Consider the following 26,009-nt stretch of genomic DNA (forward strand, 5'->3'; position numbering starts at 1 on the left):
GATTCCTCAGGCGCCGCGGTGGGCCGCCATCAGGTCGGCGAAGCGGTTGAACAGATGGGCGGCGTCGTGCGGCCCGGGGCTGGCTTCCGGGTGGCCCTGGAAACCGATGGCCGGCTGGCCGGAGTGGGCAATGCCCTGCAGCGAGCCGTCGAACAGCGACCGATGGGTGGCCGACAGACAGGCCGGCAGGCTTGCCTCGTCGACCGCGAAGCCGTGGTTCTGGCTGGTGATCAGCACCCGGCCGGTGGCCGTTTCCAGCACTGGGTGGTTGGCGCCGTGGTGGCCGAATTTCATCTTGACCGTGCGCGCACCGGCCGCCAGAGCCAGCAGCTGGTGGCCAAGACAGATGCCAAACAGCGGGATGCCGCGGTCCAGAAACTCCCGGATGGCGGCGATGGCGTAATCGCAGGGCTCCGGATCGCCCGGTCCATTCGACAGGAACACGCCGTCCGGATTCAGCGCCAGCACCTGTGCTGCCGGTGTGGTAGCCGGCACCACGGTCACTGCGCAGCCGGCCTGCACCAGACAGCGCAGGATGTTGCGCTTGATGCCGAAGTCGTAAGCCACCACCCGAAAGCGCGGCGCGGGCGGCGCCGCAAAGCCATCCAGCGTCCACGCGCCGCCGGTCCATTCATAGCGGCTTTCGCTGCTGACGACCTTGGCCAGATCCGCGCCAGCCAGGCCGCCGAACGCGCGGGCTTGCGCCACCGCGAAATCGGCGTCGATGTCCGCTCCGGCAACGATGCAACCGGCCTGCGCCCCGCCACGGCGCAGGCGGCCAGTCAGGGCGCGCGTGTCAAGGCCGGCAATGGCCACCACATTGCGCGCACGCAGGTAGGTGTCCAGGGATTCGCGCCCGCGCCAGCTGCTGTAGGCGCGCGGCAGATCGCGGATCACCAGCCCGGCGGCGTACACCTGCGGCGACTCCGCGTCGTCCGGGTTGCAGCCGACATTGCCGATGTGCGGATAGGTGAGCGTCACGATCTGCCGGCAGTACGACGGATCGGTGAGGATTTCCTGATAGCCGGTCAGGGCGGTGTTGAACACCACCTCGCCGACACTGTGACCGCTGGCGCCGATGGCGGCGCCGTGCAGCAGCGTGCCGTCGGCGAGGGCGAGAAGGGCTGGCTCGGGCAAGACGGGCTCCGCGGCTTGGGATCGGGCGCAGCAAAAGCGACGGAGGGCGTTGCCGCCGCCCGTCGACACAGGTGCTGGTAAGGCCGGCATTCTACCGGCACTGCCCGGCCGTGGCCAAGCACGGCAATCGACGGGGGCACCCACCAAAACCCCGGCCGATCGATTGTTTACCACCCCGCTTCGCGACGTTACAGCCGCCGAACGACCGCGAACCGACACGGACGAGAAAAGCCTGCGAGATCGGCCAGGCGCTTCGCAAGGACGATGGCGGACGGCACGGGCGATGTCGACGAGCAGGCTCGAGGGCTTGCTGTCGCCAACCTTCATCTTGGAAATCTTTGCGGACAACCAGCCCTCGATTAAGGACGGCATCGCTCAAGCGCAGTGAGCCGCCGCGAAAGGATGAAGCGGCGTGCGCCGAGCCGGTGAGGATAGGACCCGCTCGCCAGGCTCGCCCAGACCCACCTTAACGATTGGTTCTTGACGCAATGCTGATATATTATTGCGACTGACTCGCATTAACATTACCAAGAACGTCAGTTTTCACCCCTGTCCGGCACTCACGACCATGACTGACAGCAACGCACCGCCGCGCAAAGGACCGACCGACGAGGCGGAAGGCGCACCGCCCCGCTACACCAGCGAGCAATTGTTTGTCGGGATGCGCCATGTGGTGATCGTGCATGGCACGCGCGAGTACAGCCTGCGCCTGACGGCCGCCAACAAGCTCATTCTGACGGCCTGAGCCATGCCCATGACCGATCGGGTAGGCCGTGCGCAGCCTGTGCACGAGGGCATCGCCGGCGCCGGCTGCGCGGTTGTCCTGCACGCACTCGCGGCCTTCCTGCTGCTGCGTCAGGTTCCGACCCTGCCGCTGACGCCGCCGCAGATCATCCAGATGAGTCTGATCGCTGAACCTCAACCGGAACCACGCCCGGCGCCGCAATCCCCAGCCCCGCAGCCGGCAGCGGCACAAGCGGCGAAGGCGCCACCGATTCCCAGCCCACAGCCGCGACCGCAGCGCCGCCCGGCACCCAGGCCGGTGGCGGCGAAACCGATGCCCTTAGCCCCGGCGCCGACCCAATCCGTCCCCTCGGCACCGGCCCCGACAGTCGTATCCGCCAGCATTTCGGACGCCCCGGCGGTCGCGGCACCCGCTGCCACGACGGCGCCCGTGGAAGTGACCCAACCGCGCTTCGACGCCGCGTATCTGAACAATCCGGCGCCGCCCTATCCGCCCCTTTCGCGTCGTCTGGGTGAACAGGGACGCGTCCTGATGCGGGTCTATGTCGATCCCAACGGAACACCGACCCAGGTCGAGTTGCGCCAATCAAGCGGCTCACAGCGACTTGACACCGCCGCCCAGACGGCCGTGCGGCGCTGGCGCTTCGTCCCTGCCCGGCGCGGGAGCGAGGCGGTGGGCGCCTGGGTTCTGGTGCCTATTTCATTCAATCTGAGGAATTCCTGATGGAGCAGACGCTTGGCATTGCCCACTTTCTGTCGCACGTCGACGGCGTCGGCCGGTTCTTGCTGGTGATCCTGCTGGCGATGTCGCTGGCCACCTGGTACCTGATCGCCACCAAGACCCTGTCCAGCTGGCGCATGGCGCGTCAGCGCCGGCAGTTCATGGCCGTATTCCAGCAGGCCCAGGGGCTGGAGGAACTGGGTGATTTCGTACGGGCGCGGGGTGCCGACGAGCCGTTCTCGAACTTGACCGCCCAGGGACTGGCGGCGGCGCAGCAGTACGCCGCACGCACCGGCCAGCGGTTGATCGAATCCGTGCCGCCCGATGAGTTCCTGACGCGCGCCTTGCGCCGCGCCATCGAGCAGGACACCGCCCGCCTCGAGTACGGCCAGACGCTGCTGGCTTCGGTGGCCTCGGCAGCGCCATTCGTTGGCCTGTTCGGCACCGTGTGGGGCATTTACCACGCCCTGCTCGCGATTGGCATGAGCGGCCAGGCCAGCCTCGACAAGGTAGCCGGCCCGGTTGGCGAGGCGCTGATCATGACCGCCTTGGGTCTTGCCGTCGCCATTCCTGCCGTGCTGGCCTACAACGCCGTCGCCCGCAGCAACCGCCTGTTGCTTGCCGAGCTCGATGGCTTCGCGCACGACCTGTTCGCCTTCATGTCGACCGGCATCCGCTCCACTCCGGCACGCCGGGAGCCCACCCCGGCACACCCTGCGCCGCCGGTGAGCCGATTGATCGAGGAGTCCGCCTGATGGCCTTCGGAGGATTCGGCGACCAGGGCCAGCAACGGCCGACGGCGGAGATCAACATGATCCCGCTGATCGACGTAATGCTGGTGCTGCTGGTGATCTTCATCGTCACCGCGCCGCTGCTCACCCACGCCGTGCGCGTCGACCTGCCGCAGGCCAGCAGCGCGCCGGCGCCGGCCGATCCGCAGGCGATCGAGGTCAGCATCGACGCCCAGGGCCAGACCTTCTGGAACGCCGAACCGGTGACTGAAGAGGAACTCGCCGCACGCCTGGCCGCCACCGCGCAACGCCACCCGCAGCCGGAACTGCGCCTGCGCGCCGACGGCGCCGTGGCCTATCGCAAGGTGGCGCTGGTAATGGCCGCCGCGGCCAGCGCTGGACTCGAGCGCATCGGTTTTGTCACGACCCCGAAGGGGGAAACGCCATGACCTGACCCGTTCCGCCTGTCGATCACCAAATCCAGCCAGCCAGCCCGTGCATGCCAGCCAGCTCCACCGTCCGAATCCATCCCGGAGCACTCCATGCAATGCGCGAAGCCCCACCGGACCACGCCGGCTGCAACCCCGACTCCCGCCTCAAGAATTTCCCTGCCGCTGGGCGCCCTGGTCACCGGCATGCTGCTGGCGCCACTGGGCGCACTGGCCGCCGACGAAACCACCCTGCCGCAGGTGAACGTACAGGACGATCGCCTCGACGACACGCCCGAGGGCTACCAGGGCGGCACCACGCGCGTCGGCAAGATCGACCAGCTGGCCAAGGACGTCCCGCAGGCGCTGACTGTCGTATCGCAGCAGCTGATGCAGGAGACCAACGCCAACACGCTGAAGGAAGCCCTGCGCCACGTCAGCGGGCTGACGTTCAACGCCGGCGAGGGCGGCCGCATCGGCGACAACATGATGTTGCGCGGCTTCTATTCGTTTGGGGACCTGTACCTGGACGGTGTCCGCGACGTGGCCCAGTACAACCGCGAAACCTTCAACCTGGAACAGGTGGACGTGCTGCGCGGCTCGGCGGCCATGCTGTTTGGCCGCGGTCAGGCCGGCGGTGTCATCAACCAGGCCAGCAAACTGCCGATGCTGCAGAACCGCAACGAAGTGGCGCTGACCGGCGGCACCGACACCTACCGCCGCGGCACGGCCGATCTGAACTATGTGCTGGCCGATCACACGGCGGTGCGCCTTAACGTGATGAAAACCGACGCCGGCAGCACCCGCGACTACGTCAACTCCGAGCGTGAAGGCGTCGCACCGAGCATTGCGCTGGGCCTGGGCACGGCCCACGAACTGACGCTCAGTCACATGTACCTGAAGACGCACAACACGCCCGACTACGGCGTACCGTTCTTCCAGCAGCGGCCGCTCGATGTGCCCAAGGACCGTTTTTTCGGCACTACGGACGACTACGAAGACAACCGCACGAACATCACCACCGCCACTTACAAGTACAGCTATTCGACCAATACCACCTTGCGCACGGTGCTGCGCCACGCCGACTACACGCGCGACCTGTGGGGCGTGGTGCCGCGCCTGGCGGCGGGTGCAACGGAAGCATCGATTGCCAACGGCACGGCCATCCTGAACCGTGGCCGCCAGGCGCGCGGCGGCGAGGAGAAAACCTGGACCAGCCAGACCGACCTGACCACCAAGTTCGACACCGGTTGGCTCAAGCACGAGGTACTGTTTGGCCTGGAGTTGCTCGACGAGGAGGCCGGCCGCTGGTCTTACAACGCCATCGCCAGCGCCGTCGCACCCCCCACCACGGTGGGCAACCCGAACGCCTCGCCACTGCTGCCGGCAACCTACGGCAACCGCGTCAAGAACGGCATCACCACCTACGAGGGCCGCACCTGGGCGCCATACCTGCAGGACATGATCGAATTCCTGCCCGGCTGGAAGGTCTTTGGCGGTGCCCGCTGGGACGATCTGGACGCCGACTACAGCACCGGTGCCAAGGTGAAGTACGGCGAGTGGAGCTACCGGGCCGGTCTGTCGCACCAGCCGACCGATTTCCAGCACTACTACGCCGCCTGGAGCGACTCGTTCAATCCGACCGCCGACCTCTACCAGTTCACGCCGACCAGCGTCGTGTGGCCGGCCGAGCGCAGCCGCACGTATGAGCTGGGCGCGAAATGGGAGCTGTTCGAGGGCGATCTGTCACTGCGCACATCTATCTACCGCACCGAAAAGACTTGGGAACGCAATACCGATATCGAAACAGCCGGCGCCAATCCGCTGCTCACCAAAAAGCGCCACACCGATGGCATCGAGCTGGAAGCCGCCGGGCGCATCACGCCGCGCTGGGAGGTATTCGCCGGCACGGCGCTGATGGACCCGCGCATCGACACCGCCCGCCCGGGCGGCAATCCGAATGTCGAGGGCATGCGCCCACGCAACGCACCCACCTATACCTACAATCTGTGGACTACCTACAAGCTGGACCACGGCTGGAAAGTGGGCGGCGGCGTCGAAGCCAAGGCGAAGCGTCTGGCTTACGGCATCGGCGGCGGCACGGCAGCGATCACGCCCAACGTGGCGCCCGCCTACCGGCGCTGGGACGCCATGGTGGCCTACGAACAGCGCCGCTATGAGGTGAAGCTGAACCTGATGAACGTGTTCGACAAGCGTTACTACGAGTCGCTGTATGAAAACGGCGGTCATGTGGTGCCGGGCACCGGCCGGGCAGTGCAGCTGGTAACCGAGTTGAAGTTCTGACCCTGAGCGTGCCGAGCGCCCTTGCCAGGGGCGGCCCGGCGCGCCCTAATCGCTCGCGGGAGGCGCCGTGCTGCTACAGATTCCGCAGGTCGTGGATGCCGGCACCCTTGCGGAGTGCCGCCGCCTGCTGACCGGCGCCGACTGGATCGACGGCGGCGTCACCGCCGGCACACAGTCGAATCTGGTTAAGAACAACCAGCAACTGCCGGAAGACGCACCGGCGGCGGCGCAGGCGCGCGCCCTGGTGCTGCAGGCATTGAGCACGAACGCGCTGTTCTTCACCGCCGCATTGCCCAAGCGCATCTACCCGCCGCTGTTCAACCGCTACGAGGGCGCCCGAAACGCCTTCGGCAGTCACATCGACAACGCCATCCGTACTCATCCGGCCACCGCCCGCCACGTGCGCAGCGACCTGTCGGCCACGCTGTTCCTCTCGGACCCGGACAGTTACGACGGCGGCGAGCTGGTGATCGAGGACAGCTTCGGCAGCCAGCGGGTCAAGCTGGCGGCCGGCGACCTGGTGCTGTATCCGGCCTCCAGCGTGCATCGCGTCGAGCCGGTCACCCGCGGCGCCCGCCTGGCGTGCTTCATGTGGATCGAGAGCATGGTGCGGGAGACCGAACGCCGCCGCCTGCTGTACGAGCTCGACATGGCCATCCTGGCCCTGCGCACCGACACCGGCGACAGCCCGGCCGTGGTGCGCCTGACCGGGTGTTACCACAACCTGCTGCGCATGTGGGCCGAGGTCTGAACATAAACCCGCAGTTTCAATCGCCTGCGCGATTCCTGCGTTGGATGTCCGTGCCCGGGCCCTAAAGAATGTAGCGGCTCAGGTCCTGATCGCCGGCCAGATCCTTGAGGCGCTGGTCGACATAGGCGGCATCCACCGTCACCTGGTGGCCGCTGCGGTCGGGCGCCGCAAAGGACAGGTCTTCCAGCAGGCGCTCCATGACCGTATGCAGGCGGCGGGCGCCGATGTTCTCGGTGCGCTCGTTGACCTCGAACGCAATCTGCGCCAGCCGCTGCACACCCTCCGGCACGAATTGCAGCGTGACGCCTTCGGTGGCCAGCAGCGCCGTGGCCTGCTCGGTGAGCGCCGCGTCGGTGTCGGTCAAAATGCGCACGAAATCCTCGACCCGCAGCGATTCGAGCTCGACGCGGATCGGCAGCCGGCCCTGCAGCTCCGGGATCAGATCCGATGGCTTGCTCAGGTGAAACGCACCGGACGCGATGAACAGGATGTGATCCGTGCGCACCTGGCCGTACTTGGTGGTGACGGTGCTGCCCTCGATCAGCGGCAGCAGGTCGCGCTGCACGCCCTCGCGCGACACCTCGCCGCCGCTGCCACCTTGGCCGCCGCCGCGCTGGGTGATCTTGTCGATCTCGTCGATGAACACGATGCCGTTCTGCTCGGCATTGGCGATGGCGCTGCGCTTGATGTCGTCGTCGTTGACGAACTTGGCGGCTTCCTCGTCGGTCAGCAGGCGCAGCGCCTCCTGCACCCGCACCTGACGCCGGCGCGTGCGCCGCCCGCCCAGGTTCTGGAACATGCCCTGCAGCTGCTGGGTCAGTTCTTCCATGCCCGGCGGGGCCATGATCTCGACCCCGACCTGCGGCAGGCTGACTTCGACCTCCACCAGCTTGTCGTCGAGCTGGCCTTCGCGCAGGCGCTTGCGCAGCTTCTGGCGCGTGTCGGCGGCGGCGTCGGCGGTCGACCAGCTGTCCTCGCTGCGCGAACCGGGCAGCAGCAGGTCCAGCACGCGCTCCTCGGCGGCATCCTGGGCGCGGTGGCGCACCTTGGCCAGTTCCTGCTCGCGGGTCTGCTTGACGGCCACGTCCATCAGGTCGCGGATGATGGACTCCACGTCACGGCCGACGTAGCCGACCTCGGTGAACTTGGTCGCCTCGATTTTCAGGAACGGCGCCCCGGCCAGGCGCGCCAGGCGGCGCGCGATCTCGGTCTTGCCGACGCCGGTCGGGCCGATCATCAGGATGTTCTTGGGCGTGATCTCGTGCCGCAGCGGCTCGGCCACCTGCTGACGGCGCCAGCGGTTGCGCAGGGCGATGGCCACGGCACGCTTGGCGGCGTCCTGGCCAATGATGTGCTTGTCCAGTTCCTGGACGATTTCGCGCGGGGTCATGGACATGGGCCGATACGGGCGTCAGGCGCCCAGTTCCTCGAAGGTGAATTCACGGTTGGTGTAGATGCAGATGTCGGCGGCGATGCCCAGCGCCGCCTCCACGATCTGCCGCGCATCGAGCTGCGAGTGATCCAGCAGCGCGCGCGCCGCGGACTGGGCGAAGGCGCCGCCGGAGCCGATGGCCATCAGGCCATCCTCGGGCTCCAGCACGTCACCGTTGCCGGAGATGATGAGCGAGGTTTCCGCGTCGGCCACCGCCAGCATGGCCTCCAGCCGCCGCAGCAGCCGGTCGGTGCGCCAGTCCTTGGCCAGCTCCACCGCCGCGCGGGCGAGTTGACCGGAGTGTTTTTCGAGCTTGGCGTCGAACAGCTCGAACAGCGTGAAGGCATCCGCCGTGGCGCCGGCAAAGCCGGCCAGTACCCTGCCGTGGTGCAGGCGGCGCACCTTGCGCGCGCCGCGCTTCATGACCATGTTGCCGAGCGTGACCTGGCCGTCGCCGCCGAGCACCACCCGGCCGTTGCGCCGGACGGACAGGATGGTCGTGCCGTGAAAGGCTTCCATGCGGTTTCCGTCGTTGTTTCGATGAACCGGCGATTCTACCCGCCGCCTGCGCCGTCTCAGTCTGGTACGACCGCCAGCGCCGCGTCGAGTTGCTGCAGCGGCGTGTGGAAGTGCGGCGAGAAGCGCACCCCGCCGCCGCGCGGCGCGCACACCACGCCCGCTTCACTCAAGCGGCGGTGCAGCGCGGCGTTGTCGATGCCGCGATGGCGAAAGGTGACGATGCCGCTGCGACGCTCGGCGCGCGGGTCACTGAGCAGCTCCAGGCCGGGCGCGGCGCTGATGCGTTCGATCAGGTGCGCGCTGCGTTCCAGCAGGTCTGCCTGCACGCCTTGCATGCCGTATTCCTCCAGCAGCGACAGGCTGGCATCCAGCCCGTGGGCACCCAGCAGGTTCGGGCTGCCGCACTCGAAGCGCCGCGCGTCGTCGGCCGGCTGCCATTCGGTTGCGTCGAAATCGCCGGCCTGGCGCGTCATGTGCCAGCCATACTGGTACAGCGTCAGGCGCTCGCGCCAGGCTGGCCGCACCCACAGCAGCGCCAGGCCCTCCGGCCCCAGCATCCACTTGTGACCGTCCGCCATCACGAAGTCGGCCTGGACCGCGTCGACATCGAAGGCCAGCGCACCCAGGCTCTGGATGGCGTCCACGCACAGCGCCACGCCGCGCCTGCGGCAGGCCGCGCCCAGGCGCTCCAGGTCCATGCGCAGGCCGTTGCCGTACTGCACGGACGACACCGTGAGCAGGCGCGTGCGGCTGTCGATCAGGTCCAGCAAGGTCTGCTCGGGATCGCTGGCGCCGGTCAGCTGTGCCACCCGGCACTGCACGCCAAGCCGCGCCAGCGCCTGCCAGGCAATCCGATTCGACGGGAACTCCTCGGCTGCCAGCACCAGGTTGTCGCCGGCCTGCCAGGGGAACCCGAAGGCCACCACCGAGATCGCCTCCGAGGTGTTCTTCAGCAGCGCAACATCCGGCGCCTGCGCACCGATCAGCCGCGCCAGGCGCTCGCGCAGCAGCCGCTCGACCTGCAACCAGCGCGGGTAGTGGCGCGCCCCATCGCGGGCATTCTCGGCCGCAAAGCGCGCCACGGCGTCCGCCGTGCGGCGCGGCCACGGCGCGACCGCGGCGTGGTTCAGGTAGATCAGGTCGGGAGCAAGGTCGAATTCGGCAGCAAGGTTCATGTCGGGCCATCCCGGCGGGAGTCGTGGGTCCAGTATCGCCCGCGACCGTTCGCAAGGGCGTTCTCGGCGCGCATGGGCGTGGCTTCACGGCGACCAGCCTGAACGAAACGCGGCACGATCCGCGGCGCCTTTTCTCGACTGTGTCGAGCATCGGCAGACGTGCTGATCGCGCGTGCTGATCGCGGCCGACAGACCAAGGACAACGATGACCGAAACTTCCCGGTCGCTGCAGGCGCAGGTCGACGCACAGCCGTGCAGACGCCTGCAGTGGCAGGTCGTGGGCCTGTGCTAGCTGGTCAACATCCTGGACGGCTTCGATCTGCCGGGCATTTCCCTTCAGTGAAACAGCTGCGACCACATTGCGCCAACGGCGATGTGTTCGGGGCTCAAGATTGCGGATTGGGTGCAGGCCACGCGCTTGAACAGGATCAGGCGCCCTAGCCTGCGTACTGCGCGTTCGGGTCGCCACCGTTTTCTGGTCCGTTACACTACGCTCGTCCCGCTACCCTCTCCCGCCGGTCAGCGCACACCTGCGCTGTGTCTGCGCCGAGACTCTGGCGAGGCAGTAGTTTGACCGACCGGTCGGTCTGCCGCCGTGTGGGCTGAACACCGCATGCGGCCGTACTCCATAAAACACGTACCTTCAATACCGTGGGCCTGTCCCGGATAACGGGCTCGAACGTGCCTTATGGCTTGCCCCGGTCAACGCCCCCATCACACTCTTTCCACGCCATGAACGACACCGCTGACACCCCGCCCCCAGCCACGCCCGAACCATCCGATCTGCGTCGCCGCCTGCGCCGGCCACTGTTTGCGCTCGGCGCTGTCGTGGTCGCTGTCGGCAGCGGATATTTCTATCTGCGCGGCCAGCGCTACGCGAGCACTGACGATGCCTACATCAAGGCCACCGTGGTCAAGATCAGCCCGGAAGTGACGGGCAAGGTGGTTCAGATTGCGGTGCATGAAAACCAGGCGGTGAAGGCCGGCGAGGTGCTGGTGCAGTTGCGCCAGCAGCCGTACCAGATCGCCCTGGCGCAGGCCACGGCCAGCATGGATAACACGGCCCGGCAGATCGAGGCGCTGCGCGCCACCCACGGCCAGCGCCGGGCCGACCTGTCGCAGGCCGAGGTCGACATCAATTACTACCAGCGCGAGTTCACTCGCCAGCAGGACCTGGTGGTGCGCGGCTTCACGTCGCGTACTGCCTACGAAGAGGCGCAGCACAAGCTGGCCGCGGCACGCAAGGGCGCCGATGCGGTCGTGCAGTCCATGCATCAGGTCTCGGCGATCCTGAGCGGCGACCCGGCCACGCCGCTGGACCACATCCCGATGTACCTGCAGTCCCGCGCGCAGGTGGATCAGGCGCAGCTGAACCTGGACCGCACGACGCTCAAGGCGCCGATGGACGGCGTGGTGGCGCGGGTCCAGGAAATCGGCCCGGGTGACGTCGTCAATGTCGGACAGGCGCTGTTCAGCCTGGTCGACGTCGAGCACCCATGGATCGAGGCCAACTTGAAGGAAACCGACCTGACCTACGTGCACGTCGGCCAGCCGGCGCAGGTGCGCGTGGACAGCTATCCGGATCAGGTCTGGCACGCCACCGTCGAAAGCATCAGTCCGGCCACCGGCAGCGAGTTTTCTATGTTGCCGCCGGAGAACGCCAGCGGCAACTGGGTAAAGGTGGTGCAGCGGGTGAAAGTGCGCCTGAGCCTGGACCCGCACGAGCACGAGGAGCCCCTGCGCGCGGGCCTGAGCGTGAACGTGCGCATCGACACCGGCCGCTATGCCAGCTGGCTGACGGGCTGAGCCGTGACCGTTGTCGACGCCGGCAGCCGGCGCCTGATCACGCTTGGCACCATGCTGGCGACGGCCATGATGTCGCTGGATTCGACCATCGCCAACGTGGCCCTGCCGCACATGCAGGGCAGCATGGCGACCACGGCCGACCAGATCACCTGGGTACTGACGTCCTATATCGTCGCGGCGGCTATCCTGACTGCGCCGACCGGCTGGCTGGCGTCGCGCTTTGGCATCCGCCGGGTGTTTCTGGCGTCGGTGGCCGGCTTCACAACTGCCTCGGTGCTGTGCGGCATGGCCGCCACCTTGCCGCAGATGGTGCTGTTCCGCATCCTGCAGGGCAGCTTTGGCGCCTCGCTGGCACCGCTGTCACAGGCGGCGCTGCTGGACGCCTACCCGCGCGAGCGGCACGGCTCGGCCATGGCCATCTGGGGGCTTGGCGTGACAGTGGCGCCGATTCTTGGACCGACCCTGGGCGGCTGGCTGACCGACAACTACAACTGGCGCTGGGTGTTCTATATCAACGTGCCGCTGGGCGTGCTGGCGTATCTGCTGCTTGCCGGTCAGCTGCCCAGACGCTCGCCGCGCACCGACAAGCCCTTCGACTGGGCCGGTTTCGTGATGCTCAGCGTCGCCGTCGCCGCCTTTCAGCTGATGCTGGACCGCGGCCAGCAGAAGGACTGGTTCGGCTCCACCGAGATCGTGGTCGAATCCGTGCTGGCGGGGCTGTTCCTGTATTTCCTGATCGTGCACACGGCCACCACGCGCCGGCACCCGTTCGTCGACCCGGCCTTGCTGCGGGACCGCAATTTCAGCGCCGCGTGCATGCTGACCTTCGTGGTCGGCATCGTGCTGTTCGCCACCCTGGCGCTGCTGCCGCCGCTGATGCAAGGCCTGCTCGGTTACCCAGTGGTGCTATCCGGCCTGCTGCTGGCGCCGCGCGGCCTGGGCAGCATGGTCGCCATGCTGTTGATCGGCCGCATCATCAATCGCATCGATCCACGCCTCCTGGTCGGCCTGGGTTTCGTCATCGCCGCGATTGCGCAGTGGCAGATGTCCGGCTTCAGCCTGGATGTCGGGACGCGCGACATCCTGATGACCGGCATCGTGCAGGGCGTGGGCGTGGGCCTGATCTGGGTGCCGCTGAGCACACTGGCGTTTGCCACCCTGCCGGCGTCCCGGCGCGGCGAGGCTGCCAGCCTGATGAACCTGATACGCAACCTTGGGTCGAGCGTCGGTATTTCCCTGGTCACCACGCTGCTGGCACGCAACATCCAGATCAACCATGCGCAGATCGGCGAACACCTGACGCCGTTTCGCCTGCACGAGCTGCCGGCGATGCTGCAAAACAACCTGCCGCTGCTGGACGCCGAGGTCAATCGCCAGGCCAGCATGATTGCCTACACCAACGATTTTCACGTGATGATGATCGCCACCGCCCTGGCGGCGCCGCTGGTGTTCCTGCTGCGCCGCCCGGCGCGTATCGAGCTTGACCCCGCCGCCATGGCCGAGTGAGGCCCAGCCTCGCGCCGGTGCGGCGCGAGGGATTTAAGGCAGCGCTTTGACCAGCGCCGGCACCGCCTCGAACAGGTCGGCCACCAGACCGATGTCGGCCACCTCGAAGATCGGCGCGTCGGCGTCCTTGTTGATGGCGACGATGGTGCCGGCGTCCTTGATGCCGGCCAGGTGCTGGATGGCGCCCGAGATGCCGACCGCGATGTACAGCTCCGGCGCCACCACCTTGCCGGTCTGGCCGACCTGCATGTCGTTGGGCACGAAGCCGGCGTCGACTGCCGCCCGCGAGGCACCGGCCGCGGCCCCCAGCTTGTCGGCCAGCTCGAAAATCAGCCGGAAGTTCTCGCTGCTGCCAACGCCGCGGCCACCCGAAACCACCTTGTTGGCGGATTGCAGGTCCGGTCGGTCCCTGGAGCCGGCACGCAGCTCGACGAAGCGGGTGTGCGTCGGCAGCTCGGCGCTGCTGCTGACGATCTCCACCGGCGCCGACGCCTGTTCGCCGACCGCCTTGTAGGAGGCCACGCGCACGGTGCCGACCACCGGCGCGCCGTCCGGCACGCTCACGGTCAGGATGGCGTTGCCGGCATAGATCGGCCGCTCGAAGCTGCGCGGGCCGAGCACCTTCATGATGTCGGATACCGCCGGGGCGCCCAGCAGCGCCGCCACGCGCGGCAGCAGATCCTTGCCGAAGGTGGTGGATGGCCCGAGCACGTAGCCGTAACCGGCCGCCAGCTCGGCGATTTGCGGTGCCAGGATTGCCGCCAGCGGCGCGGCGTTGCGGGCATCGGCGTTCTTCAGCACCCGGCTCACGCCGGCCAGCGCCGCCGCCTGCGCGCACACGCCATCCAGCCCGGCGCCGTCGGCGCCGGACACCAGCACGTCGATGCTTTCGGCGCCCAGGTCCGCGCAGCAGGCCAGCACCTTGGCGGTGCCGGCGTTCAGTTTGGTGCCGTCGTGTTCGGCAACCAGCAATACCTTGGCCATCAGATCAGCCCCCGCCCCTGCAATTCCGTTACCAGTTCTTCAACGCTCTTTACCTTGATGCCGGCACCGCGCGCCGGTGGCGGGCGCACCGCGCCCAGCTCCAGGCGCGGCACATTGCCACCCAGCAGTTCGGCGACCGGCTTGACATCCAGCGGCTTTTTCTTGGCCTTCATCATCTCCGGCAGCTTGACGTAGCGCGGCTCGTTCAGGCGCAGGTCGGTGGTGAACACGGCCGGCAGGTCGACCTCGATGACCTCGAGGCCGGCGTCCACCTCCCGCGTGACGCGGGCGGTGCCGCCGTTGATCTCGATGGCCGATGCGAAGGTCGCCTGCGGCCGGCCCCACAGGGCGGCCGTCATCTGCCCGGTCTGACCGGAGTCGTCGTCGATGGCCTGCTTGCCCAGCAGCACGATGTCGGCCTGCTCCTGCTGCGCCAGGGCACAGAACACCTGCGCGGCTTCCAGTGGCTGCAGGGCGGTGGCCGATTCCACGTGGATGGCGCGGTCCATGCCCATGGCCAGCGCCGTGCGCAGCTGTTCCTGCACCGCCTGCGGGCCGATGCTGACGGCGACCAGTTCGGTGGCGTGGCCGCGCTCGCGCAGGCGGATGGCTTCCTCGACGGCGATTTCGTCGAACGGATTCATGCTCATCTTGACGCCGTCGGTGAGCACACCGCTGCCGTCGGGTTTGACGCGGATGCGGACGTTGTAGTCGACCACGCGCTTGACGCCCACCAGGACTTTCATGGTTTCTCCTCGGGAAATGACCGCCGGGCGGTCGTCTTACAGATTGACGTAATTGGGACCGGCGCCGCCTTCCGGCGGCACCCAGGTGATGATCTGGTACGGATCCTTGATGTCGCAGGTCTTGCAGTGCACGCAGTTGGCGGCGTTGATCTGCAGGCGCAGGGCGCCTTCCTCCTCGACCATCTCATACACATTGGCCGGGCAGAAGCGCGTGCACGGATTGCCGTATTCCTGCCGGCAGCGGGTGACGCAGATGTTGGTGTCGGCCACGTGCAGGTGCACCGGCTGGTCCTCGTCGTGCTCGGTGGCGGCGAAGTACACGGAGGCCAGCCGGTCGCGCGGCTCGAGCGTGCGTTCCACGTAATCGGGCGGCGGCGCGCCGGCCGACAGAGGATGCAGCGCGCTGTGGTCGGCATGGTTGCGCAGCGTCCAGGGCGTGTGACCGAGGGTCACCGTTTCGAGCGCCGCATTGGCCAGGCCGGCCCACAGGCCGTGGTGGAAGCCAGGGCGGATGTTGCGCACGCGCCTCAGTTCCGCCGCCGACGGCGAGGCCCGCCAGCCGGCATCGAAGCGGTCGCCCGCTTCAGCCACCAGATGCTCGGCCGCCAGCATGCCGGCGCGCAGCGCCATGTGCGTGCCCTTGATCTTGGGCACGTTGATCATGCCGGCGGCGTCACCCACCAGCAGCGCGCCGGGCATGCCAAGGCGCGGCAGCGACTGCAGCCCGCCTTCCACCAGTGCCCGGGCGCCGGCCGAGATGATGCTGCCGCCTTCCAGCAGCGGCTTGACGGTCGGGTGGTGCTTGAACTGCTGGAAGGCCTCGAAGGGCGAGAAGTTCGGATCGCTGTAATCGAGCCCGACCACGAAACCCACCGCCACCCGATCGTCAGTCAGGTGATAGATGAAGCTGCCGCCGTAAGTGGCCGAATCCAGCGGCCAGCCGATGGTGTGCTGCACCAGGCCCGGATCGCCGCGGCCGGCCGGCAATTGCCACAGCTCCTTCATGCCGATGCCGTAGGTCTGCGGATCGATGCCGGCGTCGAGCCCGAAATGGCGGATCAGCTGCTTGGCAAGGCTGCCGCGGCAACCCTCGGCCAGCACGGTGGTCTTGGCGTGGATATCGATGCCGGGGGTGAAGCTGTCCTTCGGTCGACCCTGCTTGTCCAGACCCATGTCGCCGATGCGCACGCCGATCACACGCTGGCCGCCCTCGTCGAACAGCGGCTCGGCGGCGGCAAAACCCGGAAACACCTCGACGCCCAAGGCCTCCGCTTGCGGCGCCAGCCAGGCACACAGCGCCCCCAGCGAGACGATGAAATTGCCGTGATTGCGCATCTGCGGCGGGATCACCGGCGAGCGCAGGCGGCGGGTCTTGGTCAGGAACGCGAACTCGTCGTGACGCACCGGCACGCACACCGGCGGCGGAGTGTCGCGCCAGCCGGGCAACAGCTCGTCGAGCGGCTGCGGCTCGATGACCGCGCCCGACAAGATCTGCGCGCCGACCTGCGAGGCCTTGTCGATCAGGCACACGCTCATGCCGGGGCTGAGCTGCTTGAGGCGGATGGCGGTAGCCAGGCCGGAGGGGCCGGCACCGACCACCAGCACGTCGAATTCGATCACGTCGCGCTCGCTCATCGCCGCCTGATCCCCTTGGTCAGCCAGTTATTCATTTTCATTGCCGGATTGTCCACCAGCGGACCGGGGTCGCGGGCATAAGCCGCTCCTGCAAAAACGCCATGGCCGCGCCCGCACGCACAAGCTTTTTCAATTACGCAGCGGCTTGCCGGTCGCCAGCATGTGTTCCATGCGCGCCTGGGACAGGGGCAAGCGCAGCAGTTCCAGGAAATGCTCGCGCTCCAGGCGCAGCAGGTCGTGTTCGGTCACCTGCCCCCCTGCCCCGCCGCTCATCACGGCGGCCATGTGGCCGGCCACCACCGCGTCGTGGGCGGTCATTTTACCGGCCTCGACCTGCGCCGCGATGCGCGCTTCGAGCGCCGCCCGGCCAGCCGGACCGGGCAAATTCACCACCGCCGGCTTGGCCGGCGCATAGGCCCCGACCATGCGCCGGGCCAGCGCCTTGGCATCGGCCAGCACGCGCCTGCGGTGCATGGTGATGGCGCAGCGGTCGGTCAGCACGCGCATGTCACGCGCCTCGGCGGCCGACTGCGACACCACGGCACCGACGAGCAGGTCGAAGCCGCGCTCGACACCGGCGTCCAGATAGCGCAGCGTCATTTCCTTGGTACCACCGCCGGCCGGCAGCAGGCCGACGCGCAGTTCCACCAGCCCGGCGTTCAGTTCGGCGTGCGCCTGCAGCGCGTTGCAGTGCAGCAGCACCTCGCAGCCACCGCCCAGCGCCAGCCCGCGCGGCGCGCCGACCACCGGGAACGGCGCGTACTTGAAGCCCATCAGGGCGCGCTGCAGGCCGTCGATGAAGCCGTCCAGGAACGCCCAGTCGCCGCCGCGGGCCGCGTCCAGCATGCGTTTCAGGTTCGCGCCGGCGCAAAAATGCGGCGCATCGCTGCCGATGACCAGCGCCTGAAAATCCTGCCCGACCCGGTCCAGCGTCAGCTGCATGGCCTCGACGCTGTGCTCGTCGAGCGCGTTCATCTTGGTGTGGAACTCGAGCAGTGCCACGCCGTCGCCCATGTCCCACAGGCTGGCCGAGGCGTTGCCCAGCACCGGCTTGCCGGTGCGGCGCAGGTCGGCCACGGCCAGCGTGTCGGCCGAACGCGGCAGCGGCCGATACACGCCATCGAAGCCGAGGTATTGCGGGCCGTCGGATTCCTCGCGATAGAACCGTCCATCGCCGCTGGCCAGTGCCGTTTGCAGCAGCGCCGGCACCGGCTGGCCGTCGACCTCGAGGCGCTGCACAAACCCGGCCAGGCCGATCTGATCCAGCAGCTCGAACGGCCCCCAGCGCCATGAATAGCCCTCGCGCATGGCGGTGTCGATGGCGAGCACGTCGCCGGCGATTTCCGGCGCCACGGTGGCCGTGTAGGTCAGGGCGTAGCCCAGCAGGCTGCGCGCGAAAGCAGCCCCCGCATCGTCGCCCGCGAGCAGCTCGACCGGCGTACGCGCCCTGGCGCTGGCAAGGTCCACCTTCTGCTGCGGCCGATAATCGAGTGTGCCCAGGTCAAGCACCTGCCGCTGCTTGTCCGGTCCGTGCAGGCGATAAAAACCGCCGCCGGCCTTGCGACCGATCCAGCCGCGCTCCAGCAGGGTCTTGAGCAGCGGCGGCAGGTCGAGCAGCGCCATGGCCGGATCGCTGGCCGGCAACTGGCCCTGCATGTTGCGCGCGATGTCGGCCAGCACGTCCAGGCCCACCAGGTCGATCAGGCCGAACACGCCGGTGCCCGGCAGGCCGATCGGCTTGCCGGCGACGGCGTCGGCCTGCTCGACCGTCAGGCCCAGCTGCAGCGCCGCGCGCACCCCGGCCAGCATGGCCAGCACGCCGATACGGTTGCCGATGAACGACGGCGTGTCGCGGGCATCGACCACTTCCTTGCCCAGCTGCACGGTGCAGAACTCGCGCAGCGCTTCGGTCGCCTGTGGCCGAGTGGCCGGACCAGCCACCAGCTCCAGCAGGCCCATGTAGCGCGGCGGGTTGAAGAAATGGGTGATCAGGAAATCGGCCGCGAAGCTTGGCGGCAGGCCGGCGGTGATTTCCGAAAGGCGGATGCCGGAGGTGTTGGAACTGACGATCGAGCCGGGTCGGCGCACGCGCTCAACCCGCTCGAACAGCGCCTGCTTGATCGGTAGGCGCTCGACCACCACCTCGACGATCCAGTCGACCTCGGACAGCCACCCGAGATCCTCGTCGAAGCCGCCGGTGCGGATCAGGTCGGCCGCCGCGCGGTTCATCAGCGGCGCCGGCTTGCGCTTGAACAGATCCTGCTTGCCGCGCTCGGCCGCCTCGCGCGTCAGGTCCAGCAGCAGCACCGGCACACCGGCGTTTGCCACCTGCGCGGCAATGCCGGCGCCCATGTTGCCGGCGCCCAGCACCGCCACCTGCCTGATCGTCGTGTCCAGCGTCACCTGCGCGCCCCCCAAATCCTGTTGCTGCTTTTCTGCACCGCAACGAAGCCGCAAACCTTAATGAATGTTAGCCACCGCTGGCAAGCCGTCGGCCTTCACATTGGCCTTCACAGCAACAGCGCCATGCCGATCGGCAGGGTGACGAAGTACAGCAGCGTCGAGCCGACCATCACCGCCGCCAACAGCTCCGTATCCAGACCGAAGCGCTCGCTCAGGATCATGCTCGCCATCATGGTCGGCATACCCATCAGCAAGGTGGTGGCGACTGTGGTTTCGCCCGCTCCGGCCGCCAGCCGGGCCAGGCCATAGACCGCCACCGGCACCAGCGCCAGCTTGATGAGCGCGACGCCGGCAATCTGCCGCCAGAAGGTGCTGAAATGCCCGAACGACAGCGACATGCCGACCGTCAGCAGCATGCACGGCATGGTCGCGTAACCGAGCATGCCGGCAGCCTTGTCGATGCCCGGCGCGACGGGCACGCCCAGCAGGTTCATCGCGAAACCGACCACAAAGGCCCAGATCGGCGGCAGCGTGGCCAGCACGCGCAGGAACTGCCCCGGCCTTTGCAGGTGCTCGCCGTGGGTGCCGCAGCGCACCGCCACCCACAGCGCCAGCGACCAGAACAGCGGGTTGATGCCCAGAATGTCGGCATAGATCGCGTAGCGTGCAGCGTCCGGCCCGAACAGTGCCTGCAGCACCGGAATGCCCAGCGAGATGATGTTCGGCAGGCCGCTGGCAATGACCAGCGCGCCCAGCTGCGCCGGCCCCTGCAGGGCGAACATGCGCTGCCGGAACAGCGCCCAGGCCAGACCCATCCCCAGCACGATGGCGAACATGGTCAGCGCCGGCGCCAGAATCAGGTCGGCATTCACCTGCGCGCGGATCACGGTGTGAAACGCCAGCGCCGGGTAGAACAGATACATCACCAGCCCGCCGATCACCCGCCGCACCGTCGGTGCATCCAGACCCGCCGGGCGCAGGCGCCGCCACACATACCCCAAGCCCATGATGGTGCCGACCGGCAGCAGCGCCTGTTGCAGGACCGGGGCGAGGCTGATCACGGGCGGCTCCCTGGATTTGTTCTGAATTGCTTGCCGCAGGCGGCCGGGACGGTTGCAGCCCGGCCCGGGCGCGCCACAAGCGGCCTGCGTGCGGTATGGTAAGCGGGACTCCCCAGCGAAAATCCGCCATGCAAGCCATCCTCGCCGAACCGCGCGGCTTTTGTGCCGGCGTGGTGCGCGCCATCGACATCGTCGAGCGCGCCCTCGAACTGTACGGCCCGCCCGTCTACGTGCTGCACGAGATCGTCCACAACCCGCACGTGGTCGATGATCTGCGCAGCCGCGGTGCGATCTTCGTCGAAACCGTGGACGAAATCCCGCCCGGCGCGCGCGCCATCTTCAGCGCCCACGGCGTGGCCGACAGCGTGGTCGAGGCCGCCGCCGCGCGCGGCCTGCGCAGCATCGACGCCACCTGCCCGCTGGTCACCAAGGTGCATGGCCAGGCCCAGCGCTATGCGAATCAGGACTACGACGTCGTCATCGTCGGCCACGCTGGCCATCCGGAAGTGGAAGGCACCCGCGGCAGCGTGCGCGGGCGGGTGCATGTGGTGGGCGAACCGGCCGAGGTCGACACGCTGGTCGTGGCCGACCCGGCGCGGGTCGCCTATGTGACGCAGACCACGCTGTCCATGGACGACACGCGCGACGTGATCGACGCGCTCAAGGCGCGTTTTCCGGCCGCCCGCGGCCCGGACACCAACGACATCTGCTACGCCACGCAAAACCGCCAGAACGCCGTCAAGGCGCTGCTTGCCGACATCGACGTGCTGCTGGTGGTCGGCGCCCACAACAGTTCCAACTCGAACCGCCTGCGCGAGGTCGGCGAGCGTGCCGGCAAGGCGGCCTACCTGCTAGGCGATGCCGCCGATCTGGATCCGGCCTGGTTCGGGCCGGACACGCGCATCGGCATCACGGCCGGCGCCTCCACGCCGCAACGGCTGGTGGATGCCGTCATCGAACGCCTGAAAGGCTTGGGCCTGGACGCCATCGACACCCAGGTCGGCGTGGCCGAAGAAGCCATCTTCCGCCTGCCGCCGGAACTGGCGCGCCCGGGCCGCGGCCGCCTGCCCGCCGACCTGCGCTGACAACAGTCACCGCGCGTTTCTGACGCCGGCCTCAGCCGCCATCGGCGGCCAGCGCATCGGCCTGTTCGGCACAGTCGAACACGGCCCCCAGCGCCTGGTCGACGTTTTCCAGCCACACGAACTCCAGGTGTTCGCGGGCGCTGGCCGGGATGTCGTCGTAGTCCTTCTTGTTGCGCGCCGGCAGCATCACCCGGCGGATGCCGGCGCGGTGCGCGGCGACGATCTTTTCCTTGATGCCGCCGACCGGCAGCACCAGGCCGCGCAGGCTGATTTCGCCGGTCATGGCGGTATCCGCGCGCACGCAGCGGCCACTGTGCAGCGAGTGCAGGGCCACGAACATCGCCACGCCGGCGCTGGGTCCGTCCTTGGGGATGGCGCCGGCCGGCACGTGCACGTGGATGTCGTGCTTGTCGAAGGAATCCGCTGCCAGGCCCAGCGTGTCGGCGCGGGCCTTGAGCAGGCTCAGGGCCGCCTGCACGCTTTCCTTCATTACGTCGCCCAGCTGGCCGGTCAGGATCAGCTTGCCGTTGCCCGGCACGCGGCTGGCCTCGATGAACAGGATGTCGCCGCCGACCGGGGTCCAGGCAAGACCCGTGGCGACGCCCGGCATGGCAGTGCGCATGGCCAGTTCCGAGTCGAACTTGCGCGCACCCAGAATGGCCGGCACGTCGTCCGCATCGATGCGCTGCAAGCCCGTCTGGCCCTCGGCCACGCGCACCGCGACATGCCGCAGCACGGCGCCGATTTCGCGCTCCAGGTTGCGGCAGCCGGCCTCGCGCGTGTAGCCGTCGATGATCACGCCGATGGCGGCGTCGGTCAGTTCCACCTGTTCGGCGCTCAGGCCGCAGGCTTTCAGTTGCCGGTCGATCAGGTAGCGACGGGCGATCTGCAGCTTGTCCTCCTGCGTGTAGCCGGGCAGTTCGATCACCTCCATGCGGTCGCGCAGCGGACCTGGGATGTTGTCGAGCACGTTCGCGGTGGCGATGAACATCACCTGCGAAAGATCGAACGGCACCGCCAGGTAATTGTCGCGGAAGGAATTGTTCTGCTCCGGGTCGAGCACTTCCAGCAGCGCCGACGACGGGTCGCCGTGAAAGCCCTGCCCGAGCTTGTCCATCTCGTCGAGCATCAGCACCGGATTGCGCGTGCCGGCCCGGCGGATGGCCTGGATGATGTTGCCCGGCAACGCGCCCACATAGGTGCGCCGGTGGCCGCGGATTTCCGCCTCGTCGTGCACGCCGCCGAGTGACACGCGCAGGAACTTGCGGCCCATGGCACGGGCGATGCTCTGCCCGAGCGAGGTCTTGCCCACGCCCGGCGGCCCGACGAAGCACAGGATCGGGCTCTTGCCCTCGGGGCTGAGCTTGCGCACGGCCAGGTGCTCCAGGATGCGCCGCTTGATCTTGTCCAGGCCCCAGTGGTCCTCGTCCAGCACCTTGCGCGCGGCCGGGATGTCCAGGCTGTCGGTGCTGGCGACGCTCCACGGCAGCTCGGTCAGCCAGTCCAGGTACGTGCGCAGCATCGGGTACTCGCCGGAGGCCTCGGGCATGCGCTCCAGGCGCTTGAGTTCCTTGCGCGCGTGCTGTTCGACCTCTTCCGGCATGCCGGCCTTGGCGATGGCCTCGGCGATTTCCTGCACCTCGGCCGCCTGATCGTCGGCTTCACCCAGCTCTTTCTGGATGGTTTTGAGCTGCTCGCGCAGCACGAACTCGCGCTGGCGCTCGTCCAGCTTCTCGCGGGTCTGCTGGGAGATGTCGCGCGAGATCCGCAGCACCTCGATGCGCCGCGCCAGCAGTTCCGACACGCGCATCAGGCGCTGCGGCAGGTCCATCAGTTCGAGGATTTGCTGTTTCTCCTCGGGCTTCAGGTCCATGTAGCTGATGATCAGGTCGGCCAGCGCCGAGCCGGTCGGCGTCGACTGGATGGCGTGCACCAGCTCGGCCGGCGTCTGCGGCAGCAGTTCGAGCGCCTGCAGCGCCTGCTGGCGCAGGCTCAGTACGCGCGCCTCGGCGTCGACTCCGGTTTCCGGCGCGGCCGGCAGGCGCTCCACCCGCGCCAGCAGATACGGGTGACCGGGGATGAAGTCCAGCACCCGGAACCGCTCCTCGCCCTGGCACACCAGGTGGTGCGCACCGTCCTGGGCGGACACGAAGCGCAGCACGCTGGCCACGGTGCCGACGCGGTACAGGTCGTCCGGGCCGGGGTCGTCGATGCTGGCGTCCTTCTGCAGCAAAAGACCCAGCGGCCGGTCGCTGCGCGCGGCTTCCTGCGCGGCTTCCACCGAGCCCTTGCGGCCGACCGTGAGCGGCATCACCACGCCCGGAAACAGCACCAGGTTGCGCACCGGCAGGATCAGCAGCACGTCGTCGCCGACCGTGCTCACGGCCGCGGCGGTGACTTCGGGGTTGTTCGCGTTCATGTTCATTCTCCGGTCAGCGAGTCGACCCGGTGCAGCACCAGCACCAGGCAGCCGTGGTTCAGTTCCAGGCGGTCGATCTGATAGACGCCCGGCGGCAGGCGCAGGCGCCGCTCGAAGCGCCCGCGCGGAATTTCCAGGCGCTGTACCTGATGGCCGCGCAGGGCGTCCGGCAGGCGCCGCTCGCCGGCGATCACCAGCATGGCGCCGTCGATGCCGACCTCCAGCCGCTCGGCGGTGACGCCGGGCAGCGCGGCCATGATCACCAGCTCGTTGCCGGTGGCGTAGATGTCCACCGGCGGCTGCCAGGCGCGCGCCGCGCCGCGCCGGCCCGGCGGGTCGAAAAACTGTCGCTGCAGGCGTTCGGCCTGGTCGAGCATCGAGCAGGCCTCGGCCCACATCCAGCGTTCCAGATCACGCGATGGCATGGCGATCCTCCGTGCAGTGTTCAGGCGCAGGCCGGCAGCGTGCCGACCCGGCCGTGGGCCAGACTGGCGGCCAGCGCCGGCGGCAGGTCCAGTTCCACCGCCACCGGCAGGTGGTCGGACATCGGATGGTCCAGCACCCGCGCGTGGCGCACCTTCAGGCTCGGCGACAGCAGCACGTGGTCGAGGTTACGCCGCGGCCGCCAGGACGGGTAACTGTGACCCTCGGTGTCGGCCACGTGCAGCCCGGCATTGATCAGACTGGAGTGGCGCTGCAGCTGCCAGGCCGGGCAGTTCATGTCGCCCAGCAGAATCAAGTCCTTGCAGTGCGCCGACAGGCGCGCCAGATAGCGCAGCTGGCGCTGGCGCGAGCGCTGGCCCAGCGACAGGTGCACCGCCAGCACGTGCAGCGGCCGGGCCTCGCTGCCGAAGCTCACCAGCAGCGCGCCGCGTCCGGGCAGGAAACCGGGCAGGCGGCATTCGCGGATGCCGGTCGGCGGCAGACGGCTGAGCACGGCAATGCCGTGGCGGGCCAGCGCCCCGTAGTTGCGGTTCACCTGCAGGTGCCAGTTTGGAAAGCCGGCCCGCTCGGCCAGGTACTGGGCCTGGTTCAGAAAGGCGCCGCGGTAGGAACCGGCATCGATTTCCTGCAGCGCCACGATGTCGTGGTCGCGCAGCACGGTGGCGATCTGGTCGAGGTTCTCCTGACGCCCGCCGAACGGCAGCACATGCCGCCAGCCGCGCGTCAGATACTGGCGGTAGCGGCCGGTGTCGATGCCGACCTGGATGTTGTAGGTCAGAACGCGCAGGCGATTTTCGGGATGAGACATGGGGTGTCCGGACGCGCCGGGATCGGCACTGTGTGTTGCAAGATGGGGTCGGTGCGGCGGTGCGCAAGGGCGACCGTCCCGGGGCTTGGACCACGTTGCGGGCTGCGTGGCATGTTGGCATGGGCCGGGGGCCGGCGGCTGTGATGTCAATCAGACGGGGCCGGCGTGGTGCTGGTTGGTTCGCGGCGCGGGCGCCGCTCCCACAATGAGGGCGCCGTTCCCACAACGGGGGCACCGTGTGGGAGGCCCGCCCTCGGGCCGAACTGCTACCGTTTGCCAAGATGTGATGTTCTGACCCGAAATATCCGCCATAGCCATGCCGATACTCGACCATCCCCTGTCCGGCCCCGCCTGTCTGTGGCGGGGATTCCGGTGCCTGTTCGATCGCCGCTGGCGCAGTCTGGTGCTGGCGCCGCTGGCCATCAACGCGCTGCTGTTCGGAGCCGGCAGCGTGTGGGCTGCCGGGCGCGTGGCGGCGGCCGTGCGCTGGCTGCAGGATGCGCTGCCGGGCTGGCTGGACTGGCTTGCGTTTCTGGCCTGGCCGCTGTTCGGTCTGGCCCTGCTGCTGGTGTTCGTGTATGCCTTCACGGCGCTGGCGAACCTGATCGGGGCGCCGTTCAATGTGATCCTGGCGCGCCGCGTGAGTGGCGATGTCGCGCCGCCGGCCGGCGGCTGGCTGGGTGAGGCCGCACAGGCGATGCTGAGCGAACTGCGCAAGCTGGGCTACTTCCTGGTGCGGGCCGTGCCGCTGGGTCTGCTGCTGTGGGTGCCGGGCCTGAACCTGGTCGCCGGACCGCTGTGGCTGCTGCTGGGGGCGTGGCTGCTGGCGCTCGAGTACCTCGACTACCCGCTGGGCAACCGGGGCCTTGATTTTGGTGCCGTGCGCCAGACGGCCGCTGCCATGCCGCTGCGGGTGCTGGGCTTTGGCGGCAGCGTGCTGCTGCTGGGCGCGGTGCCGATCGTGAATCTGCTGCTGATGCCGGCGGCGGTGATCGGTGCCTGCCTGCTGGTACGGGACGACGATAGGGACTGAACAGCGGGACTCGACTAGGGGCCGTGGTCTTGCCAGGCATCGCGACACGGAACCCAAAGCAAGGTTGCCGCGTCCCGCGGCGCGCTCCTCGCAACGACGGGGGCAAAGCCGGCGCGGTGCCATCAACCCATCAACCT

General features: G+C 68.3%; 22 protein-coding genes. 10 read left to right on the forward strand and 12 right to left on the reverse strand.

Annotated elements, in window-relative coordinates; all coding sequences use genetic code 11:
• Positions 1-6 precede the first annotated feature (6 nt).
• Positions 7-1,137 (reverse strand): glutamine-hydrolyzing carbamoyl-phosphate synthase small subunit, encoded by a 1,131-nt coding sequence (gene carA, locus H5U26_RS08265; RefSeq protein WP_290618534.1) that lies wholly within the window; start codon positions 1,135-1,137, stop codon positions 7-9.
• Between the two features lie 568 nt (positions 1,138-1,705).
• Between carA and H5U26_RS08270 the strand changes: the two genes are divergently transcribed.
• From H5U26_RS08270 to H5U26_RS08295, 6 genes are all read left to right on the forward strand, one after another.
• Positions 1,706-1,882, forward strand: coding sequence for a hemin uptake protein HemP (locus tag H5U26_RS08270; RefSeq protein WP_290618536.1), 177 nt, complete (start codon positions 1,706-1,708; stop codon positions 1,880-1,882).
• A 9-nt stretch (positions 1,883-1,891) separates the two neighbouring features.
• Positions 1,892-2,605 carry an energy transducer TonB gene (locus tag H5U26_RS08275; RefSeq protein ID WP_290618538.1) on the forward strand — a complete coding sequence of 238 codons (714 nt, stop codon included), beginning with the start codon at positions 1,892-1,894 and terminating at the stop codon, positions 2,603-2,605.
• Positions 2,605-3,357: a MotA/TolQ/ExbB proton channel family protein gene (locus H5U26_RS08280; RefSeq protein WP_366055918.1), complete on the forward strand. Its 753-nt coding sequence runs from the start codon at positions 2,605-2,607 to the stop codon at positions 3,355-3,357. The genes H5U26_RS08275 and H5U26_RS08280 overlap by 1 nt, the downstream gene beginning before the upstream one ends.
• Positions 3,357-3,782, forward strand: a complete 426-nt coding sequence (locus tag H5U26_RS08285) for a biopolymer transporter ExbD (RefSeq protein WP_290618540.1) — start codon at positions 3,357-3,359, stop codon at positions 3,780-3,782. The genes H5U26_RS08280 and H5U26_RS08285 overlap by 1 nt, the downstream gene beginning before the upstream one ends.
• A gap of 93 nt (positions 3,783-3,875) precedes the next feature.
• A complete protein-coding gene (locus tag H5U26_RS08290) occupies positions 3,876-6,065 on the forward strand; it encodes a TonB-dependent siderophore receptor (protein WP_290618542.1) in 2,190 nt (729 codons plus the stop codon).
• A gap of 67 nt (positions 6,066-6,132) precedes the next feature.
• The gene (locus H5U26_RS08295) at positions 6,133-6,816 is read left to right on the forward strand and encodes a Fe2+-dependent dioxygenase (RefSeq protein ID WP_290618544.1); all 684 of its coding nucleotides are present in this window, start codon (positions 6,133-6,135) and stop codon (positions 6,814-6,816) included.
• Between the two features lie 61 nt (positions 6,817-6,877).
• On the opposite strand, the gene hslU is transcribed toward H5U26_RS08295, so the two are convergent.
• From hslU to H5U26_RS08310, 3 genes are read right to left on the reverse strand one after another with little or no spacing between them, the layout of a single operon-like run.
• Positions 6,878-8,212: an ATP-dependent protease ATPase subunit HslU gene (hslU, locus tag H5U26_RS08300; RefSeq protein WP_290618546.1), complete on the reverse strand. Its 1,335-nt coding sequence runs from the start codon at positions 8,210-8,212 to the stop codon at positions 6,878-6,880.
• A 15-nt stretch (positions 8,213-8,227) separates the two neighbouring features.
• Positions 8,228-8,767 carry an ATP-dependent protease subunit HslV gene (gene hslV, locus H5U26_RS08305; RefSeq protein WP_290618548.1) on the reverse strand — a complete coding sequence of 180 codons (540 nt, stop codon included), beginning with the start codon at positions 8,765-8,767 and terminating at the stop codon, positions 8,228-8,230.
• 56 nt (positions 8,768-8,823) lie between these two features.
• The gene (locus H5U26_RS08310) at positions 8,824-9,942 is read right to left on the reverse strand and encodes an aminotransferase class V-fold PLP-dependent enzyme (protein ID WP_290618550.1); all 1,119 of its coding nucleotides are present in this window, start codon (positions 9,940-9,942) and stop codon (positions 8,824-8,826) included.
• 732 nt (positions 9,943-10,674) lie between these two features.
• On the opposite strand from H5U26_RS08310, the gene H5U26_RS08315 reads away from it, so the two are divergent.
• Both H5U26_RS08315 and H5U26_RS08320 read left to right on the forward strand, forming a co-directional pair.
• Positions 10,675-11,748: an HlyD family secretion protein gene (locus tag H5U26_RS08315; RefSeq protein ID WP_290618552.1), complete on the forward strand. Its 1,074-nt coding sequence runs from the start codon at positions 10,675-10,677 to the stop codon at positions 11,746-11,748.
• 3 nt (positions 11,749-11,751) lie between these two features.
• Complete coding sequence (locus H5U26_RS08320; RefSeq protein WP_290618554.1) at positions 11,752-13,254, forward strand: DHA2 family efflux MFS transporter permease subunit; 1,503 nt, start codon at positions 11,752-11,754, stop codon at positions 13,252-13,254.
• 33 nt (positions 13,255-13,287) lie between these two features.
• Here H5U26_RS08320 and H5U26_RS08325 read toward each other — a convergent pair whose 3' ends face one another.
• The 5 genes from H5U26_RS08325 to H5U26_RS08345 form a co-directional block, all read right to left on the reverse strand.
• Complete coding sequence (locus tag H5U26_RS08325; RefSeq protein WP_290618556.1) at positions 13,288-14,238, reverse strand: FAD-binding protein; 951 nt, start codon at positions 14,236-14,238, stop codon at positions 13,288-13,290.
• The gene (locus H5U26_RS08330; RefSeq protein WP_290618558.1) at positions 14,238-14,984 is read right to left on the reverse strand and encodes an electron transfer flavoprotein subunit beta/FixA family protein; all 747 of its coding nucleotides are present in this window, start codon (positions 14,982-14,984) and stop codon (positions 14,238-14,240) included. Before H5U26_RS08330 ends, H5U26_RS08325 begins: the two co-directional genes overlap by 1 nt.
• A gap of 36 nt (positions 14,985-15,020) precedes the next feature.
• The gene (locus H5U26_RS08335; protein WP_290618560.1) at positions 15,021-16,619 is read right to left on the reverse strand and encodes an electron transfer flavoprotein-ubiquinone oxidoreductase; all 1,599 of its coding nucleotides are present in this window, start codon (positions 16,617-16,619) and stop codon (positions 15,021-15,023) included.
• 129 nt (positions 16,620-16,748) lie between these two features.
• Positions 16,749-19,022 carry a 3-hydroxyacyl-CoA dehydrogenase/enoyl-CoA hydratase family protein gene (locus H5U26_RS08340; protein WP_290618562.1) on the reverse strand — a complete coding sequence of 758 codons (2,274 nt, stop codon included), beginning with the start codon at positions 19,020-19,022 and terminating at the stop codon, positions 16,749-16,751.
• 107 nt (positions 19,023-19,129) lie between these two features.
• Positions 19,130-20,083, reverse strand: coding sequence for an AEC family transporter (locus H5U26_RS08345; RefSeq protein ID WP_290618564.1), 954 nt, complete (start codon positions 20,081-20,083; stop codon positions 19,130-19,132).
• A gap of 128 nt (positions 20,084-20,211) precedes the next feature.
• Between H5U26_RS08345 and ispH the strand changes: the two genes are divergently transcribed.
• Positions 20,212-21,168 carry a 4-hydroxy-3-methylbut-2-enyl diphosphate reductase gene (ispH, locus tag H5U26_RS08350; RefSeq protein WP_290618565.1) on the forward strand — a complete coding sequence of 319 codons (957 nt, stop codon included), beginning with the start codon at positions 20,212-20,214 and terminating at the stop codon, positions 21,166-21,168.
• A 31-nt stretch (positions 21,169-21,199) separates the two neighbouring features.
• On the opposite strand, the gene lon is transcribed toward ispH, so the two are convergent.
• The 3 genes from lon to H5U26_RS08365 are packed head-to-tail and all read right to left on the reverse strand — an operon-like array spanning position 21,200 to position 24,839.
• Positions 21,200-23,587, reverse strand: coding sequence for an endopeptidase La (gene lon, locus H5U26_RS08355; RefSeq protein ID WP_290618567.1), 2,388 nt, complete (start codon positions 23,585-23,587; stop codon positions 21,200-21,202).
• A gap of 2 nt (positions 23,588-23,589) precedes the next feature.
• Entirely contained in the window at positions 23,590-24,012 is a 423-nt protein-coding gene (locus H5U26_RS08360) for an Hsp20/alpha crystallin family protein (RefSeq protein ID WP_290618569.1), read from the reverse strand.
• Positions 24,013-24,032: 20 nt separating this feature from the next.
• Positions 24,033-24,839, reverse strand: coding sequence for an endonuclease/exonuclease/phosphatase family protein (locus tag H5U26_RS08365; RefSeq protein ID WP_290618571.1), 807 nt, complete (start codon positions 24,837-24,839; stop codon positions 24,033-24,035).
• A gap of 316 nt (positions 24,840-25,155) precedes the next feature.
• Here H5U26_RS08365 and cysZ point away from each other — a divergent pair, with 316 nt between their 5' ends.
• A complete protein-coding gene (gene cysZ, locus H5U26_RS08370) occupies positions 25,156-25,872 on the forward strand; it encodes a sulfate transporter CysZ (protein ID WP_290618573.1) in 717 nt (238 codons plus the stop codon).
• The last annotated feature ends 137 nt before the right edge of the window (positions 25,873-26,009 follow it).

The sequence above is a fragment of the Immundisolibacter sp. genome (assembly GCF_014359565.1).
GTDB lineage: Bacteria > Pseudomonadota > Gammaproteobacteria > Immundisolibacterales > Immundisolibacteraceae > Immundisolibacter.

Excerpts from the sequence above, each read along its gene's own strand:
- H5U26_RS08360 (WP_290618569.1), bottom strand. The coding sequence starts at position 24,012 with ATGCCATCGCGTGATCTGGAACGCTGGATGTGGGCCGAGGCCTGCTCG.
- H5U26_RS08315 (WP_290618552.1), top strand. The coding sequence starts at position 10,675 with ATGAACGACACCGCTGACACCCCGCCCCCAGCCACGCCCGAACCATCC.
- lon (WP_290618567.1), bottom strand. The coding sequence starts at position 23,587 with ATGAACGCGAACAACCCCGAAGTCACCGCCGCGGCCGTGAGCACGGTC.
- H5U26_RS08285 (WP_290618540.1), top strand. The coding sequence starts at position 3,357 with ATGGCCTTCGGAGGATTCGGCGACCAGGGCCAGCAACGGCCGACGGCG.
- H5U26_RS08275 (WP_290618538.1), top strand. The coding sequence starts at position 1,892 with ATGACCGATCGGGTAGGCCGTGCGCAGCCTGTGCACGAGGGCATCGCC.
- H5U26_RS08310 (WP_290618550.1), bottom strand. The coding sequence starts at position 9,942 with ATGAACCTTGCTGCCGAATTCGACCTTGCTCCCGACCTGATCTACCTG.
- H5U26_RS08335 (WP_290618560.1), bottom strand. The coding sequence starts at position 16,619 with ATGAGCGAGCGCGACGTGATCGAATTCGACGTGCTGGTGGTCGGTGCC.
- hslU (WP_290618546.1), bottom strand. The coding sequence starts at position 8,212 with ATGTCCATGACCCCGCGCGAAATCGTCCAGGAACTGGACAAGCACATC.
- H5U26_RS08290 (WP_290618542.1), top strand. The coding sequence starts at position 3,876 with ATGCAATGCGCGAAGCCCCACCGGACCACGCCGGCTGCAACCCCGACT.
- H5U26_RS08280 (WP_366055918.1), top strand. The coding sequence starts at position 2,605 with ATGGAGCAGACGCTTGGCATTGCCCACTTTCTGTCGCACGTCGACGGC.
- ispH (WP_290618565.1), top strand. The coding sequence starts at position 20,212 with ATGCAAGCCATCCTCGCCGAACCGCGCGGCTTTTGTGCCGGCGTGGTG.
- H5U26_RS08270 (WP_290618536.1), top strand. The coding sequence starts at position 1,706 with ATGACTGACAGCAACGCACCGCCGCGCAAAGGACCGACCGACGAGGCG.
- hslV (WP_290618548.1), bottom strand. The coding sequence starts at position 8,767 with ATGGAAGCCTTTCACGGCACGACCATCCTGTCCGTCCGGCGCAACGGC.
- H5U26_RS08325 (WP_290618556.1), bottom strand. The coding sequence starts at position 14,238 with ATGGCCAAGGTATTGCTGGTTGCCGAACACGACGGCACCAAACTGAAC.
- H5U26_RS08365 (WP_290618571.1), bottom strand. The coding sequence starts at position 24,839 with ATGTCTCATCCCGAAAATCGCCTGCGCGTTCTGACCTACAACATCCAG.
- H5U26_RS08330 (WP_290618558.1), bottom strand. The coding sequence starts at position 14,984 with ATGAAAGTCCTGGTGGGCGTCAAGCGCGTGGTCGACTACAACGTCCGC.
- cysZ (WP_290618573.1), top strand. The coding sequence starts at position 25,156 with ATGCCGATACTCGACCATCCCCTGTCCGGCCCCGCCTGTCTGTGGCGG.